This window comes from Acinetobacter sp. AS167 (assembly GCF_037152175.1).
Taxonomy (GTDB): domain Bacteria; phylum Pseudomonadota; class Gammaproteobacteria; order Pseudomonadales; family Moraxellaceae; genus Acinetobacter.
Window position 1 is genome coordinate 354,197 of the sequence record NZ_JBBCMP010000004.1, and the last position, 16,915, is coordinate 371,111.

Sequence of the window (16,915 nt, forward strand, 5' to 3'; positions counted from 1 at the left end):
TTATTAGAATGACAAATTTAGAAAAGTACGAACAACCCTACTCCAGAGCCATTATACGACTTCTGAAATCACCAATTGAACGTGCCTCACCACTATGGGAAAACATTATTCATTACCAGGCTGAAATTCAGAACTATATTGGAACAATTGGGCTTGAATTAATCATTAAAAAGGATGAAGGCTTTGCCTTTGTCAAGCAAATGGAAGATAGCGAAGGTGATACCTTAGGGCTTATACAAAGACGTGTTATAAGTTTCGAAGCATCAATTGTATTGGTTGTACTGCGTAACAGCCTGGAAGAATTTGATAGCAATCCAACTCAGTACCAAGCCAGTGAAAAATTCATCTCTAACATTCAAATTCGTGAAGAGTTAGAGCTATTCCTTCAAGAAGGCTATAACCATCTTAAATTCCAGAAAGACCTAGAAAAGCATATCAATACCATAGAGGAGCTAGGCTATCTCAGGTTGGTTTCGGAAAAAGAACTTGAAAGAACCTATCAAATTCACCGTATTATCAAAGAAAAGATCAGTTTGAATGAATTACAAGAATTCAAAGGAAAAATAAATGAGTACGTACAGTCTATTTAATACAAGTTCTGACCGTGCTGGCTTCCGCCTTAACTATATGGAAGTGTATAACTGGGGAACTTTTGATGATCGTATCTTCAGAATTGCGCCTCAAGGCAATAACTCTCTGCTGACTGGTGCAAATGCATCAGGTAAAAGCACATTTATTGATGCCCTTCTGACATTGCTTGTTCCAGTAAAAAAAGATCGCTTCTATAACCAATCCTCTGGGATTGATAAAAAAGGAGATCGAACTGAAGAAACGTATGTCCTCGGTCACTATGGCAATATTCAAAACGAGGGGGAAGCTGGCACCTCAACTCAAAAACTACGGGATAAAAACTGCTACTCTGTCATATTAGCCAACTTTAGCAATACAGACCTCCGTACAATGACACTTTTTCAGGTTCGCTGGTTCAACAATGGCGAACTCAAACGCACCTTTGGCTTAGCACATACTGACTTAACCATTAGTGAAGATTTTAATAACTTTGATGCAAAAGGAAGCTGGAAAAAAAGATTAGAAAAACAATACAGTGATCAAAATAAGCGTGTCATTGAGTTTTTTGATGGGCCCTCTAGCTACGCTGAACGCTTTGCTGATCTATTTGGTATGCGCTCAACCACCGCCCTTAGCCTATTTAATCAGGTCGTTGGCGTTAAAGTGCTTGATGATTTAGATGAGTTTATTCGCAATAACATGCTGGAAAATCTTGATGCAGAAAATGAATATTTGCAATTAAAAGCCAGTTTTGTGACGCTCATGGAAGCAAAAATCAATATCGAGAAAGCTAAAGAGCAAATTAACCAACTACTTCCAATTGATGAGCTTGCGCAGAGTATTCAACAAGTCACCCAACATAAAGAACAGCTTGATCAGTTTAAAGAGCAAGGAACCTATTGGTTTACAAAAAAATTTGTTGAGCTTGCAGCACAAGAGCTCGAAAAGAAAAATGCCGAATTGACCATTAAAGGTATTGATTTATCTAGATTAAGAGAGCAAGAGGCGCAACTTACTGAGCAGCAAACAGATTTAAAAGTACAAATCAAATCGGACCATGTTGGTAGCCAAATTGAGAGTTTAAAGCAGCGCATTAGTCCTTTAGAAAAAAGTTGTGAACAGCGCTCAAAAAGATTGAAAGAATATAATCAGCTCGTACACTCACTTGAACTGATTATAGATCCTGATATCAATCAATTTCTGCACAACAAAACTCAAGCACAAAAGTCTATTAAGGACTTAGAGCAACAGCAAGAAGATAAACAACTAGAACTACGTGAACTTGAAAATGAGAAAACAGAAATAAAGAATGGCATTATTGAACTCATGGATAATATTCAAACTTTACAAAGGAACCAGAATAATATTACTGGTCGTGTAGCCAGTATTCGCGATGAAATTTTGCTACATACTGGTGCCAGTAAATATGAAATTCCTTTCATTGCCGAGCTAATCAAAGTGCGGAATGAAGAAATAGCTTGGGAACCCGCCATTGAAAAAATTCTGCACAACTTCGCATTACGCCTAGTTGTACCAGAAAAATATTACAAACAAGTCAATGAATATGTTAACAGAACTAACTTAAAAGGCCGCATCGTATACCAGCGTTATCAGGATATTTCTCAACTGAACTCGTTCAGCTCACTAAAACAGTTCCCTTCTAATGCATTATTTAACAAATTGGAATTTAACTCGAAAAGCACTTACATAACTGGCATCGAGGATGTTATCAGATACCAGTTCGACTACGCTTGTGTAAATAGCCTAGAAGAATTTAACCGCTACAATGAAAAAGCAGTAACCCAACAAGGGCTTATCAAATCCACCAAAGGTAAACATGAAAAAGACGATCGCCAAAATATCACACACCGTGATAACTTTATTCTAGGCTGGGATAACCAAGAAAAGATATCGTTGTTGAAGAAAAGGTTTAATGCACTTCAAGAAGATCAAACCAACAATAAAGCAAAAATAGATCGAACTAATGAGAAAATCGAACAGCTAAAACAACATCAGGCCAACTGTAATAAGCTTATCGATAAGTATGAGCAATTTGATGATATTTACTGGCAAAATGATGCTAAGCAAATCGAAGAACTGAAAAGACAACTTGAGATATTAAAACAAGCAAATGATCGCATAGCAGCACTACAGCAGCAATTGGTAGATGTAGAAACCAAACTATCCACACTGAGGGACACCTCTATCAATGACAGTCAAAGAGAGATTTTTACCGTTGAGAATAGAATAAAAGAGATTTCCTCTCAGATTGAAAAGGAAAAGCAATCTCTCTCCTCCTCCATCACTTTGGATACTGCTCCTTTCGTCGAAGCATATCCAACTTATAGCCAGATTGATTTTGAAAACATTGGTACAAAAAAAATTGAAATGCTAACTAGTTTTCATAGCCAAAAGGAAGAGTACGATCAAAAACTTAAGAATCAAACTATCCAAATTACTAAGAGAATTTCTCAATTTAAAAATCCTGATGAAGCAATTACTACAAAATTTATAGATTGGAGATCAGACGTACATCAACTGCCTGATCCAGAGCATTTGGACTTAATTGGTGAATATCAAACTTTCTTGGAAAAACTACAGAACGATAACCTTCCTAAATTCGAGAAAAAATTTAATGACTATTTGCATGAGACTATAACCAATAAAGTCAGTGATTTCCGCATGTTCTTTATGAATTGGTCTGATTCAATTAAGAAAAATATTCATACACTTAATGATGCTCTACAAGAAATAGATTTCAGAGATAAAGACTTCAAAACCTATATTCAAATCGTTTCCCCTTCCCGTATTAGCGATGAAATTAAAGACTTCAAAAGACTTTTAGAGCAGGCTATTCCTAATGCTAGAGAGATTGAAAAGAATCCCGAAGCTCAACGTTTACATTTTGTGAATCATATTGAGCCATTTATCAAGAAACTTGATCATGAGGATTGGCGCAAGAAAGTCATGCAGGTTCGCTTTTGGTTTAATTATAAAGCTGAAGAGTTTTATCGTGAAGATCATCGTAAGTTCAAAACCTATGAAAACATGGGACAACTCTCTGGGGGTGAAAAAGCACAGCTAACATATACCATCCTAGGATCTGCAATTGCCTACCAATTTGGTCTGACTAAAGAAGGCTTACAAAGTGACTCATTCCGTTTCATCGCAATTGATGAAGCATTTAAGGCTCAAGATGAGGACAAAGCACGTTACCTCATTAACCTATGTAAACAATTACATTTACAACTTTTGGTTGTCACCCCGAGTGATAATATTCATATCGTAGAAAATGACATTTCATTTGTACATTACGTTGAACGGAAGAATGAGCGCCACTCTTGGCTATACGACATGCCAATCGAACAATTCAAAGAAGAAAAAGAACAATGGATTAATAGCGAAATTCGACAGACAAACGGTATCCATAATTCAGCTGTTACCGAGCAGTCTTAACGAGAGTAGTATGAAATGATTACTGCACAAGAAATCAAATTAAAAGCTCAGCGCAGATACGCCGAGTACTTAAAATCTCTCATCAACGAGTCGACTATCTTCCCATTGGTTATTCCTGGCAATAAGACCTATAACAAATCATCAATGGATGAGTTTAGACGCGAAATCAGTGATATATCTAAAGATAGTAAAGAAAAGAAAGGATTTGGCTACACTATTGAGTATCAGACGATTAGAACAAAATCTTTAGGCTTACAAGACCTACCGATAAGAGTCTTTTTCGAATGCGAAGAGGACTTTATCCTCTATATTGCAAAGTTAGAGGAGGTTAAAGCCTTCAAACTAAACTATAAAAAAATACTGCAGCTGATGCCAAAATTGAAAACATGGATTGAACTTAATCCATTAAAAGTCATTGATAATGCTACTAATTGGGACAGTTTGCTAAAAGTCTGTCAATATTTTCAAACAACTCCTCAGCCAAACTTATATATTCGTGAATTGCCTATTCTAGTACATACCAAATTTATTGAGCAGAACAAGGGCGTTCTTCGTGCCTTGCTACTTGAAATAATCCCAGAATATTGCGACCCTAAACAGACTAATTTTGAAAATTGCTTTAATTTAAAAGCACATGAATCGCAAGTTCGTTTTCGTATTTTGGATTCGCAACTCAGCAGCCAATATCTACTTGGGATCACTGATCTGGCAATTCCATTAAGCCAATTTAAATCTTTAACGTTACCTATAAAACGTGTCATTGTGATTGAAAATAAAACTAGTTTTTATACTGCACTCACCCTACCCGATATGTCTAATACAATCGTTATTTTTGGCAGCGGTTATAAAATAGCGGAGCTGAAACAAGTAACCTGGTTCAATGATGTTGAGCTACTTTACTGGGGGGACATTGATTCTCAAGGTTTTGAAATCCTTTCACAATTCCGGAGTTATTTTCCCCATACCAACAGCCTGCTTATGGATGAGATCACGTTTAATCTTTTTTTTGAACAAGACTCAGGAACCCCTACAACGATAAACATGGAAAACTATCTAAATGATGAGGAGCAATACTTATATCAACGAATAAGATCAAATAATTGGCGACTAGAACAGGAAAAAATTCCTGTCGAGTACGTCAATAAGTCCCTTCATGAATTTTACGGTTTAGCTATAGCTAAGCAATAATCGAAATCTCTCATTATATAAGGACTTCCTTAATCAGAAAATTGAATAGCTACGGAAATTTAGACTCTCGCCAGCTTCACTGCATAAAATACTACGAAGCCGATCTGTGACTATTATTCTTCAGACAAAATACTTCTCACTCAACTTACTTTCACTGAAAGCTATGCTAAATATTTTTTAAAGTAAATATCTGGGACAAGAAAAAGATCCCCTCTAGCTCTAGAGCAAGCTACATAAATTTTGTTTCTTGTCATTGGCGCTAGCTCTTGAAGAGTTCCTCTCTTTAGCTTTTGCCAAGTCCCCTTATTTAACACAACACATACATCTTGATAATGATCTAGGCCTTTGCTAGCCCCCCAGTTGTGTGAGTAACAATTGTACTTATAATGGCTTTCATAAAACAACTTAACTATTGAATTATTTTGATATAGAGCATCAGCTTGCTCTTCAGCTTCAACAATCATTACTTTTGAAACTCTACTTGTGTGGGAACACATTTCAATGAGTAAATTACTCTTAATAAAATCACACACATCTGAACTGCAACGTCTACTACTTATTAACGTACTCTTATCGACTACAAATCCAATATCGGAAAAATTTTTTTCATACTTACCAATATTATCATGCAGGTTTTTATTCACATTACCATCTTTACTAGTATCAAAAGTGTGTTGATAAAAATCTCCAACAAACAAAACTCTAACCTTGGCAGTACTTATTTTCAGAAGAAAGTTAAAGTCATGACCACCAAAATCCTGAACCTCGTCCACAAAAAAATAATCAAAATAAGTTTCAATCCTTTTATTAATTTCAGGGACACACGTGGCCTCCACCAAAAGTTTTGCTAATCGATTGTGGTAAAGCCTTCGATTGCCGTCAACATAACGGTTGATATTATTCAAAGCGATCTTAGCTGTTGATAAAGGAGGTTGTTGAAAAGTAATCCCTCTGGTTTTCAGTCTCATCTGTAGGAACGGCTGAAAGCAAAAACTATGCAGGAATGTAAAGTAAGTAAAAATTTTTATATTTTCGGGCATATACCCAAATTTCTGTAACACCCTACTTCTTAAATGAGCAAAATTATTTTCTGTATAAGTGACAATAAGTGCTCTTTCCTCAAGATTTAACCTCTCAACAATATGAGTCGTTTTCCCTGAACCAGCTACAGCAAAAATTACTCTCTTATCCATTTAATCGCTTCCGTAATATACGCAGGAATCTCTATATCCTTGCCAGACTCGATATAATTAAGTAATTTTAGAGCTATTTCAGCTTTGTTACTCAACATATACTTCTGAACAGATAATGTTTTTCTGCCCGAACTAAAAATGCTATCACATACATTGTTATTTGCTTCATACAGACTAATTTCAAAGGTAGAGTTACTATTTGACTTATCAGAAAAAACCTTTCCATTTTCAGAAACATAACCCACATAGTTATCAACACAATTGCACTGATAATCTCCATCATTGTCGCGAATAACTGCCGTTTTAATACTTAAAAGTTTTCCTAATTCAAGATATCTTTTGAAGCTTGTACCACCAATTGAAATGATGTGGACATTATTTGTCTCAGGCAATTCACCACCAGAGACTTTCTTGTAAAAGGCCTCTAACAAAATAAACTCCGCATCTCCCTCAACAAGAATTACCTTTTTTGCGAGAGCAAACTCGAGCACATAATTATCAGGCGCCTTAATAAAAAAATTAGCAGTCTGAGGAGTTAAATCTTTTAATCTTGACATACCAGTATTTTTACCAAATAGAATTGCTCTTCTTAAATCTAATCTGGATGAAATATGACTACTATGAGTTGCTATAAAAAGTTGTGTACCAGTTGTTTCAGATAAACTTTGAACCAATTTTTTCATATTAATATGGCTCAAATGATTCTCTGGCTCTTCTAAAAGAAGAACATGAAGAGGTGATGTAGCCCTTCTCTTTGCTAGAGCAAACTCAGTTTTTACAAAAACCTGTTTACCTTTCCCTCTATTCTCCAAAGGAATACTATCTTCAGTAATAACCAAGTCCGTTTCAAGATTGGATCTCACCCCACTTCTGACAGCGAACTGATAGCTACCCAGCTTTTTATTTAAATCTTCAAAATTCTCTGTAGTAAATGATTGCTTTACACTACGGTATTGATTCTCAAATTTATATCGCTCCGCAACCTCTGTATTAAAATTAAATACTGCTCGTGTGTACTCTCTAATAGCATACTCACTATCAATTTTTGAGCTGTCAATTGCCAAATGGCTAACAGGTTTTTTATATTTAGTTAAAACTGTTCCTCCAAATGTTTTAAATTTAACTCCATAATATTCATATGGAAAATTCGGTTGACCATCTGCTAAGACCTCTAGTATTGCTGCCCCATAATCATCATCTATTGGAGAAATTTCCAATCTAATACCATCTGCAATTACCCCCTTAGAATTGTAATTTCCATTTAGCTCATGGTCAGTCCCGTTTTTTAGCCATATTTCTACAAACAGATGAGGTAGTTTATCAATCGTTTTTGGTCCAATTAAGAATGTATCTACAGCTTTCTTGCATAACAGGGATTCAATACCAATAGATTCCACGCGGCTCCGGTTGATTCCTAGTAGTAAATCTAATGCTAGTAGAACAGTACTTTTACCTGTTTCATTATCCCCAATCAATGTGTTAACACCACAATCAAAGCTAAGCTCAAGTGACTCAAATTTTTTAAAATTATTCAGGATTAGTTTTTCTATAATCATTTTAAATTCCGATGCAGCTAATTTTCAACTGTAAGCTGTAACCCTACAATTGTATATTTATTACTGTTTAAATAATAAGAACCATCACCTTTAACGTTAAGTTCTCTAGCAACTGAAATTAAGCTACTTACTATCAATAAATCAATAGCTTTCTTCAAATGCTTGGGATTGATGTGATAACGATTTAGTCCATTGTAGGAAATTTCTACTTCTTTTAAATGATTAGGTCTTGTTATTAACAGCACTAAATATAACTTTAGTGCTGTTAATGCTTCGATACCTCTATTGGGAAACAAAGATAGATAACTAAGAAGCCACTTCTTTGGGATTTTAGAAAACTTTTTATCTTCCAAAAATATCAATCTATAAACAGTAGCTTTATTCCTAGCCAGTATATCTTTCTCTATTAATTCGTAGTCTTGAAGGTGTTGTAAACCTTTTACAACCATTGGTCTTGAAAGACCAGTCAGTTTTTCCAATTCAGTAATCGTTGTAGCACAAGATTTAGAGTAGAAATTGATTGTTAGCCCCAATCCAAGCAAGCATTTGATTGCTGCAATTGATACTCCCGTAGTTCTACCTGCAGGAAAATTATCAAATTCCTTCTGAATAGTGTGCGGTGAGATTATCCCAAAAATCGCTGTCATTTTTCACTTACCACCTTTAAAGACATGATAACTATGATGGTCAGACAAATAGTCCATATTACAAACATCAGATTCAACATTTGAGAAGGATTTAAATCCTTGATACTTATAATAAAAATTATAACTCTTAATAATGTATCAATTAGGATTTCACTCATTTCAGCAGCCTTTGTATATGTCGATGTTTTAATTTTAATTATTAAGCACAGTATATCTAGATATAATTGCCCCTAAAAAAGTAAAAATATCCACATATTTATATGATAAATAAAATATTTTTTATAGTAAATATGATTTCATTGTAGTAAATGAGAATTATACCCTCTTTCTTTCAAATAAGCTCTATTCACATCTACACAGTTAACTACAAACCGATTTTCAGACAATGACAGCTTATGCATCGTAAAACAGACTTTGTATCGCTGGCTATTGCCAATTACGAGTCACAGAAGTTTTGCAAAAACTTTAAGCACCATCTAATTCCAGCCAAATTATTTTGATCAATCCTGTTAATTATAGATTTAGACTATTAGAGACTTATCCAGAAGAATGAACTAATAGAAATATTTAAGTTAAAAAAGAAATTCATTAAAGCGGCTGAGGCCTGTAGTCTCTTAGACATAGGACACTATTAAGTAATTAATTTAAAAATATCAATTGGTTAAAAATTCATACTATTTTTAAAAACTGATAAGCAAGTTAAGCTTTTAGCAAAATAAAGCAGATTAATACAATGTAGTAATTAAATAAAATAAATTTATTACATTGAAGTAATCACTATTGACAATTAATCAAATATTCCTCATATTGAATATATGCTAATCAAAATGAAGTATAAAAATGATCGCTGATGCTTGGAAATCTATAGTTAGATTTTATAGAAATGACCAAAAGAATGAGTCTAGCTATGATCTTTCAGATCCACTTACTGTTCGTCTTCCGCTCAATTTACTTGAGGAAGTAACCAATCAGTCTAAAGCAATCGGTGGTGATCGCTATCGCTCAAAACACCTTGTGAATTTGATTGATCTTGGAGCCAAATTTTACCGCATTAACTCAGATTTTATTTCTACTTTACCAATTGAACACATCAATTTAATCACTCGTTTACACTATGTTTTCAATGAATTAAAACTCCAAACAGAAAAAGTTGCTTTTGAGTTAGATCACGATAACACTTTAAAAGTTTCAAGTTGGTTAAACGGATCTCAAATCCCCTCATTTGAGGATTTAGATCGATTTAGTGATATTTACTTTATCAATTCTGACTGGATAAAATTTGGAAATAGTAGTCCGTATATACCTGAATTAACTCCTTTCCTTGTTGAAAGAAAATCTTTTCATTACTGGACCGAATCCTTACAAGACATACTTCAAGAATACAAAGGGCATCAACCGCATTCTATAAAGTTGATCCGCAGCGAAGAAGGTAGTTTGCTCGTATCAATTGGTTATGGATCTAATAGAGATGATTGGAAAGTTAGGAGTATCTATTATTCGAACCTAAAATTACAATCCATGAATGATATTGGAAATTCAGGATTTCATTATTTAGTAGAACTAGCAGTTCTTTGTATGATTCTCTACAAATATATAAGAAAGCCATCTCTGATAATTTCTTATAATATTAAAAAAGATGAAATGAATGCCCTTACTGAAGGTGAAAAACTTCCTATTCATTTTAATATTTGGGGACAAACTAAAGCTAATTTCTGGTACGAATCTATTTTCGATAAAACTGATACAAACAACCACAATGACAGTTCATACTGGATTGGTGCAATTGAATTATTTAACGCAATTCAAGATTCACCGAAATTCAAAAAGTATTACGAAGATCTTCAAAATGAACCGCTCGAACAAATTGGGAAAATACTGAATAAGTCGCCTTATAGCTTTTAATTTACTTAAAAAATTTAGCTTCCCATCAAAATATTGACTCAAGGAAAAATCATGATTAAAGATTTACATTTTAGCTTTCCGGGCTTTAGTGCAACTACAGGTTATTGCCATCTAAGAGTTGCTATGAGGTCAACCGAATCAAAAATGGTTATAGTTTGTTCACAATATAAAAATTATTATGGAACATCTGTAACCAATACAGTTGAAACAATCGCAGAAAAATTTTTTTATGATGTAGCAAATAAAAATATTGTAAACATCGAAATTCCTAATTTATCAGAATATACAATAGTTTCTAAAGATAGAAATTTACTTACAAGATTTTTCATAAAATTAAAACTGCTAAAAGATAAAAGTGAATCGAAAAAAATATATCTGAACATTCCTGGGCTTTTTAACGATATTCTTTGGATTGAAAGATACCCGCTGGGTACTGGTCTAAGAGAATTTGAAGATGATTGCCGTTTAGTTAAGATGGATGAACAATTTAACCCACAATGGTGCCAAAAAATAAGTGACGAGTTCGTAAGACAAGAAACCGGCTTCTCATTATCTGAATTACTTATTGATCATGAGAAGCTTGATCTAAAAAACCTTCCAAACTTTAAATAATACGTATGTTTCATATGACAAGTATCTGCTAAAAATAACAATGATATTTCCTTCGGTCAACAGCCATCTCATAGTAGATGGCTGTTGTTTTGAACTTAAAAAAATTTCGTAAGATGAAATATAGAGTTATTGATTAGCTAAAATGTTACTTATTACTATTTATTAGTTTATGATAATTGTTCAATTATCAACTAAAATTCTTAACAAAATCAAAATTAATCCACAATCATTATTAAGAATCAATTTTTAGGAAGCAAAATGCATCAACATGCTCAAGAAAAATTAAAGTCTCCTACTTTGGATGACTTAATAAATGATAGTAGACTAGAACGATTGTTCTCAAAAAATGTTAAGCCCTGTGCTCTTCAACTGTGGATATTACAAGTTAAATGTGGTCAATTAATTGAGAATCGGATAGTTTACGGCCGCCTGCTTCCTTATAGTCACTTTGATAACACTTGGACTTTCAGCTATAACAACAAGTTCTCTACTATTGACAAAAAAACTAAGGCTAGAGTAACTAAACTTAGTTTGTATCTTCAAAGTATTCATTGTGCTGATCTATTAAGATTATTAAATGATAGGCAAACTATTACTACAATTAGCGCGGAACTAGGGTTCACAATTTCAGAAAAGTTGGAAAAAGAGTTCGGAAAAACCTCTCTAACACCTAATGGACTGGTTTACCGTCCTGTTGCATACCTTATCAACCGTGATGCATATCATCATTCTCTCTCTAGCCCTCATGAAGGAGCTGGAGCATTTAGTGCCTCGATTACCCAAACTGATAAGGATGCATTATTTCAACTAGAATCTCTATATAGTCCAACATTAACTAAGATGGTCGTCAAATCCCTTAATGAAGACACAGGTATGGACTTTTCTATTACCGATACCTCTAGATTTGGTGACATAGAATTACTAGTTTTTCCAACATTAGATGATCAGGAACGAAACTTATTAGAAGTAAACTGGATAAACTCGCCACACACTTTAATAGCTACGTTTAATCCCTCACAGGTACCATTCTATAGCAGTTTTCAATTTCGTCTAAATATCGAAAATAATAGTCAAATCTCTTATTCAACACTCTCTTTAGCAGAAAAAAATGAAGATGGATTATTCGAATGTAAGTTCGAGTTAGATGATAAAATAAGTGCCTGTATAGATAGTACTGAACTAGAAATTTTCGGCTTTCGTGATAACACTTACACACATGGTACGCTGTGTTCACGTTGGCAAATTGGTTATATTAGGGAAATCCATTTTCAAAGCCATGTTGTTGGTCATAGAAAAGGTCGTTCATTTAAGTTTGATTGGCTAGAAAAAACAGCTCAACAAGCTGACAGACCAAGAGTAGAAACAGCACTAACAATTAATCACAATAATCAAGATTTTGCTGGTCACGTCGGAGGACGTGAAGTAGATTCATGGGTTCCAGCCAACCGTGAAATAGCCACTCTTTTTAAACGGCTACATCCCCAAAAATCGAATGGTCTATTCTGCCTCCGCTGGAATCAGGGTAATAATAATGGTCGTTTACAACTCGTAGAATGGTTTAAGGCATTACTAACTGAATACAAACAGCACCAAATAATTATTTTTGATCCCTATTTTGAAGATGCAGGTTTAGGCCTATTATTGCTCTACGCAGTAGCAAGGTCAGACTATATTGTCTTCAGATCTATACCAAAGGCTCCTCCAAAAGATAAACCTCAACGCCGAAAATCAGATAATACTGCTCAGAATGGGATTAATAATCTATTAGCTAATTGTGAGCAAAGCCATGACCAGCTAAAACACCTTAAGTTACGCATTTATGGACTGAAGGAAGGTCGTCTACATGATCGCTATATAATAATTATGGGTAGAGATGGTCTTCCAATCACAGGTTTTCATCTATCAAACTCATTTCAAAGGGCGGCCGAAAACCACCCACTACTGATTACACCAATTCCATCAGACACTTTGCTAGATGTAGAAGAGTATGTGTTATCACTGATACAAGAAGCCAAAGTATCACAGAATCAAGAAAATATTGAAAATACCAATATACGTCTTCTCTTCGACTCTACAGCTTTACCTCCCCCAACACAGAAACGGTACGAGCCATTACTCTTTCTCAATAAACCTTTTGCAGGTGAAGTACTTAGTATTTGGTGTAGTGAGCCTACACTATACGGCTTAAACAGTAACGCACTGAAAGAACAAATGACTAGCCTAGGTCTTCTTGAAGGAGAATCTCTCAATTTTTCCATAAGAGTAACAAATTTTCATAACTTTTTAGATCAACAAACAGACAACTTCAATAACTTCGGCCCAATCTGGGAAATACTTGGAGATATATTTGCTCACTCACATACTAATGACTATTACATGGAAGAAATTGAATCTGAACATAGTTTTTTAAAATTTCTAGCTCATTTTCTCAAGTTATCATTTAATCGCGAATATACAGAAATAGATAAGAGTTTAACTGTAATAGAGTCCCAATTCTTTACAAGAACCATCGAAGAGTTACTATATAGCTCATATCAACCACACCACTTAGTTCACACGAGAAAATATTCTGCTTTAACTTGGTCAGAATACTTCGCTATTAAGTTCTTATGGCAATTTAATCCAGATGTTCTCTTGGAAATTGCCGAAAAACAAATATTAGATATTCCTACAGACAACCAAAGCTCAAAAATCATACGACTATCCCTTCTAAGCCAAATCGTTAGTGAAATTTCTCTTTCTGTACAAATCAGGATCAGTGAAATACAACTAGATCGATTACTTAGTAGTAACGCCTTATTCTACTGGATGGGACTACACGCTATTCAAATACAATTAGAAAAACCGAATGGCCTTTCCAAAGCTATATCATTGATAACTAACTTTACAGCCGCCCACCAAATACAAGCCCTTGGCTGGATGATTAATCATACTGCTAAAAAATCAGAAAATACCGAAACATATAAAGGTCTTATCACAGCATTACATAAAATTTTACCGCCCAAGATTTCCAAAGATGAATTAAAAAGCTTAATTGACTCAATGCGTGGCCATATGAAACAACTGGCTTGGGCAGAACCTTGGTTATTCCAAGACATCATTTCTCTTCTACTAGAAAATGATCGTGTTAACGTCGATGATGCCTGCGAGATTTGGACTCAAGAACTGATTTCAATGCTTGAGCCAGAAAGTCCAAATACATCTTTATTATTTGACCAAGCACGAGAAGGCCAAACAACTAATATTTGTGCATTCCTAATGGCTCATAGCAGCCCAGAGCAGCAGCAAATTAGTCTCCAATTGATAAATAAGATTTTGAACCAACAGAAAAGGATTATTCAGCAGCCGCTGGCTAGCACTTCAAATTGGTCACGATGGGATAAGGCATTGAAGATTTCATTATGGATATTAGCCTTCTGCAAATGGTGTGAATACTATCTATCTAAATCTAATCTAAGGAACAATGAATTAGAAAAGCTATCCGAAAATGCTCGTAAATTAGCCGAAGCTAGACCAATCTATGAATGGAGAACTGAAACTTCTGATCAACTTTCAGGGCTTATAGCATTCCTTAATCAAGGAGAATCTCTGTTAGCTTCAATCGACGAAACAGAAAGCATTTCTTATTTCTAGCTATATAGTAAGCTGCTAATGCGTACTAACTTAAAAATGGTATTCAACAAACCACTTTTAGGAAAATGACATCACATGTGTCGATTTCTTATCAAAATGTCATTGGTTGTGTCGTATTCTAGTGTCATTATGTGTCGTAAGAATCGCTAAGCTGTTGAATTTCTAAAATAGAAAATGACAACTTATGTGTCATCTGACGACTGTCACAACACTTGAGTTGTAATTGATATGAAAACCGCCATTAATGGCGGTTTTTTTGCTTCCTAAAACTTCACTAAATTAAAAATGCATCCACTTTAATTAAGTCATCCAAACTATTCAAATTTGTTTGATTATTAAGGATTAATATTTTATTGCTTGAATAGTTAATTTCACTACCATCTCGATCAAGACTTAATGTAATGGTTGAACCATTTTTTTCAAACAATAAATATTGGTTTAAATTTTCCTTACTAACTTCACCAATTAATAAGTCTGATATATCAATTTTATCGCCTTGACTGGTATTAAAGTCAGTCCAAGTATCAAAGCCATTTCCGCCTGTTCCATCACTTTCAAATCCTTGTAAGAGTTTAAATATCGCTGTATCTGTACCTAAGCCACCATAAAGCTTGTCATTACCAGCACCTCCATCTAAGTAATCAATACCGCTATTTCCATTTAAGGTATCATTGCCAGCACCACCTAATGCATAGCTCTTTCCTGTCCATACATTAATCGTGTCATCCCCTGAAGTACCATGAAATGTCATACCATTGTTTTTGAAGTCTTGCATCGTGACTGTTTGGTCTGCAAATGCAAATTGCTCTATTTCATAGTAACTACTACTAAAGAAGTTCTTTATACGGACACTATCGCCTTCCGAATAACCCCATAACAATAGATCATCAATGTCTTTCGTGAATTTAACATCTGCCAAATGAACATCTGTAAATTTCAGGATGTCTTCACCTGTTTGACCACCGCTATAATCTGAAACGATATCTTGGCCATGACCTTTCGAGAAGATGTAGGTATCACCTTGATATCCTCCATCTAGATAGTCATTACCAGCACCACCAATTAAGGTATCTGCACCTGAGCCACCATAAAGCTTGTCATTACCAGCGCCACCATCTAAGTAATCAATACCGCTATTTCCATTTAAGGTATCATTGCCAGCACCACCTAATGCATAGCTCTTTCCTGTCCATACATTAATCGTGTCATCCCCTGATGTACCATGAAATGTCATACCATTGTTTTTGAAGTCTTGCATCGTGACTGTTTGGTCTGCAAATGCAAATTGCTCTATTTCATAGTAACTACTACTAAAGAAGTTCTTTATACGAACACTATCGCCTTCCGAATAGCCCCATAACAATAGATCATCACTGTCTTTTGTGAATTTAACATCTGCAAAGTTAACATCAGTGAACTTCAGAATGTCTTCACCTACTAGGCCTGCACTATAATCTGAAACTGTATCTTGACCATGTCCTTTCGAGAGGATGTAGGTATCACCTTGATACCCTCCATCTAAATAGTCATTCCCCGTTCCACCAATTAAAGTGTCTGCACCTGAACCACCATAAAGCTTGTCATTACCAGCACCACCGTCTAAGTAATCAATACCACTATTACCATTTAAGGTGTCGTTGCCAGCACCACCTAATGCATAGCTCTTTCCTGTCCACACATTAATCGTGTCATCCCCTGATGTACCATGGAACGTCATACCATTATTACGGAAATCCTGCATCGTGATCGTTTGATCTGCAAATACAAATTGTTCTATCTCATAGTTACTGCTATTAAAGAAGTTCTTTATACGAACACTATCGCCTTCCGAATAGCCCCATAACAATAGATCATCACTGTCTTTTGTGAATTTAACATCTGCAAAGTTAACATCAGTGAACTTCAGAATGTCTTCACCTACTAGGCCTGCACTATAATCTGAAACTGTATCTTGACCATGTCCTTTCGAGAGGATGTAGGTATCACCTTGATACCCTCCATCTAAATAGTCATTCCCCGTTCCACCAATTAAAGTGTCTGCACCTGAACCACCATAAAGCTTGTCATTACCAGCACCACCGTCTAAGTAATCAATACCGCTATTTCCATTTAAGGTATCATTGCCAGCACCACCAAATGCATAGCTCTTTCCTGTCCA

Annotated in this window: 10 protein-coding genes; 6 read left to right on the forward strand and 4 right to left on the reverse strand. The window is 34.9% G+C overall.

The features are described 5' to 3' along the window. Positions 1 to 8: 8 nt before the first annotated feature. Genes WFN33_RS10330 through WFN33_RS10340 form a run of 3 tightly spaced genes read left to right on the forward strand, consistent with a single transcriptional unit; the run spans position 9 to position 5,214 of the window. Complete coding sequence (locus tag WFN33_RS10330; protein WP_174753775.1) at positions 9 to 590, forward strand: DUF4194 domain-containing protein; 582 nt, start codon at positions 9 to 11, stop codon at positions 588 to 590. Next, complete coding sequence (locus WFN33_RS10335; RefSeq protein ID WP_336952971.1) at positions 568 to 4,026, forward strand: ATP-binding protein; 3,459 nt, start codon at positions 568 to 570, stop codon at positions 4,024 to 4,026. Before WFN33_RS10330 ends, WFN33_RS10335 begins: the two co-directional genes overlap by 23 nt. Positions 4,027 to 4,041: 15 nt before the next feature. Then, a complete protein-coding gene (locus WFN33_RS10340) occupies positions 4,042 to 5,214 on the forward strand; it encodes a Wadjet anti-phage system protein JetD domain-containing protein (protein WP_336952973.1) in 1,173 nt (390 codons plus the stop codon). Positions 5,215 to 5,375: 161 nt separating this feature from the next. Here the strand turns inward: WFN33_RS10340 and WFN33_RS10345 are convergent, their stop codons facing one another. Genes WFN33_RS10345 through WFN33_RS10355 form a run of 3 tightly spaced genes read right to left on the reverse strand, consistent with a single transcriptional unit; the run spans position 5,376 to position 8,610 of the window. Then, on the reverse strand, positions 5,376 to 6,407 hold the full coding sequence (locus tag WFN33_RS10345) for an AAA family ATPase (RefSeq protein ID WP_336952975.1): 1,032 nt from the start codon (positions 6,405 to 6,407) through the stop codon (positions 5,376 to 5,378). Beyond that, the gene (locus tag WFN33_RS10350) at positions 6,392 to 7,963 is read right to left on the reverse strand and encodes an ATP-dependent nuclease (RefSeq protein WP_336952976.1); all 1,572 of its coding nucleotides are present in this window, start codon (positions 7,961 to 7,963) and stop codon (positions 6,392 to 6,394) included. The genes WFN33_RS10345 and WFN33_RS10350 overlap by 16 nt, the downstream gene beginning before the upstream one ends. A 17-nt stretch (positions 7,964 to 7,980) precedes the next feature. Further along, positions 7,981 to 8,610 carry a hypothetical protein gene (locus WFN33_RS10355; RefSeq protein WP_336952977.1) on the reverse strand — a complete coding sequence of 210 codons (630 nt, stop codon included), beginning with the start codon at positions 8,608 to 8,610 and terminating at the stop codon, positions 7,981 to 7,983. An 840-nt stretch (positions 8,611 to 9,450) separates the two neighbouring features. On the opposite strand from WFN33_RS10355, the gene WFN33_RS10360 reads away from it, so the two are divergent. The 3 genes from WFN33_RS10360 (at position 9,451) to WFN33_RS10370 (ending at position 14,757) form a co-directional block, all read left to right on the forward strand. Continuing rightward, positions 9,451 to 10,512: a hypothetical protein gene (locus WFN33_RS10360; RefSeq protein WP_336952978.1), complete on the forward strand. Its 1,062-nt coding sequence runs from the start codon at positions 9,451 to 9,453 to the stop codon at positions 10,510 to 10,512. 51 nt (positions 10,513 to 10,563) lie between these two features. Next, a complete protein-coding gene (locus tag WFN33_RS10365; RefSeq protein WP_336952979.1) occupies positions 10,564 to 11,124 on the forward strand; it encodes a hypothetical protein in 561 nt (186 codons plus the stop codon). A gap of 258 nt (positions 11,125 to 11,382) precedes the next feature. Next, positions 11,383 to 14,757 carry a VPA1262 family protein gene (locus WFN33_RS10370; protein WP_336952981.1) on the forward strand — a complete coding sequence of 1,125 codons (3,375 nt, stop codon included), beginning with the start codon at positions 11,383 to 11,385 and terminating at the stop codon, positions 14,755 to 14,757. 274 nt (positions 14,758 to 15,031) lie between these two features. On the opposite strand, the gene WFN33_RS10375 is transcribed toward WFN33_RS10370, so the two are convergent. Continuing rightward, positions 15,032 to 16,915 (reverse strand): calcium-binding protein (locus WFN33_RS10375; RefSeq protein ID WP_336952982.1); only part of this gene is annotated, 1,884 nt, incomplete at its 5' end.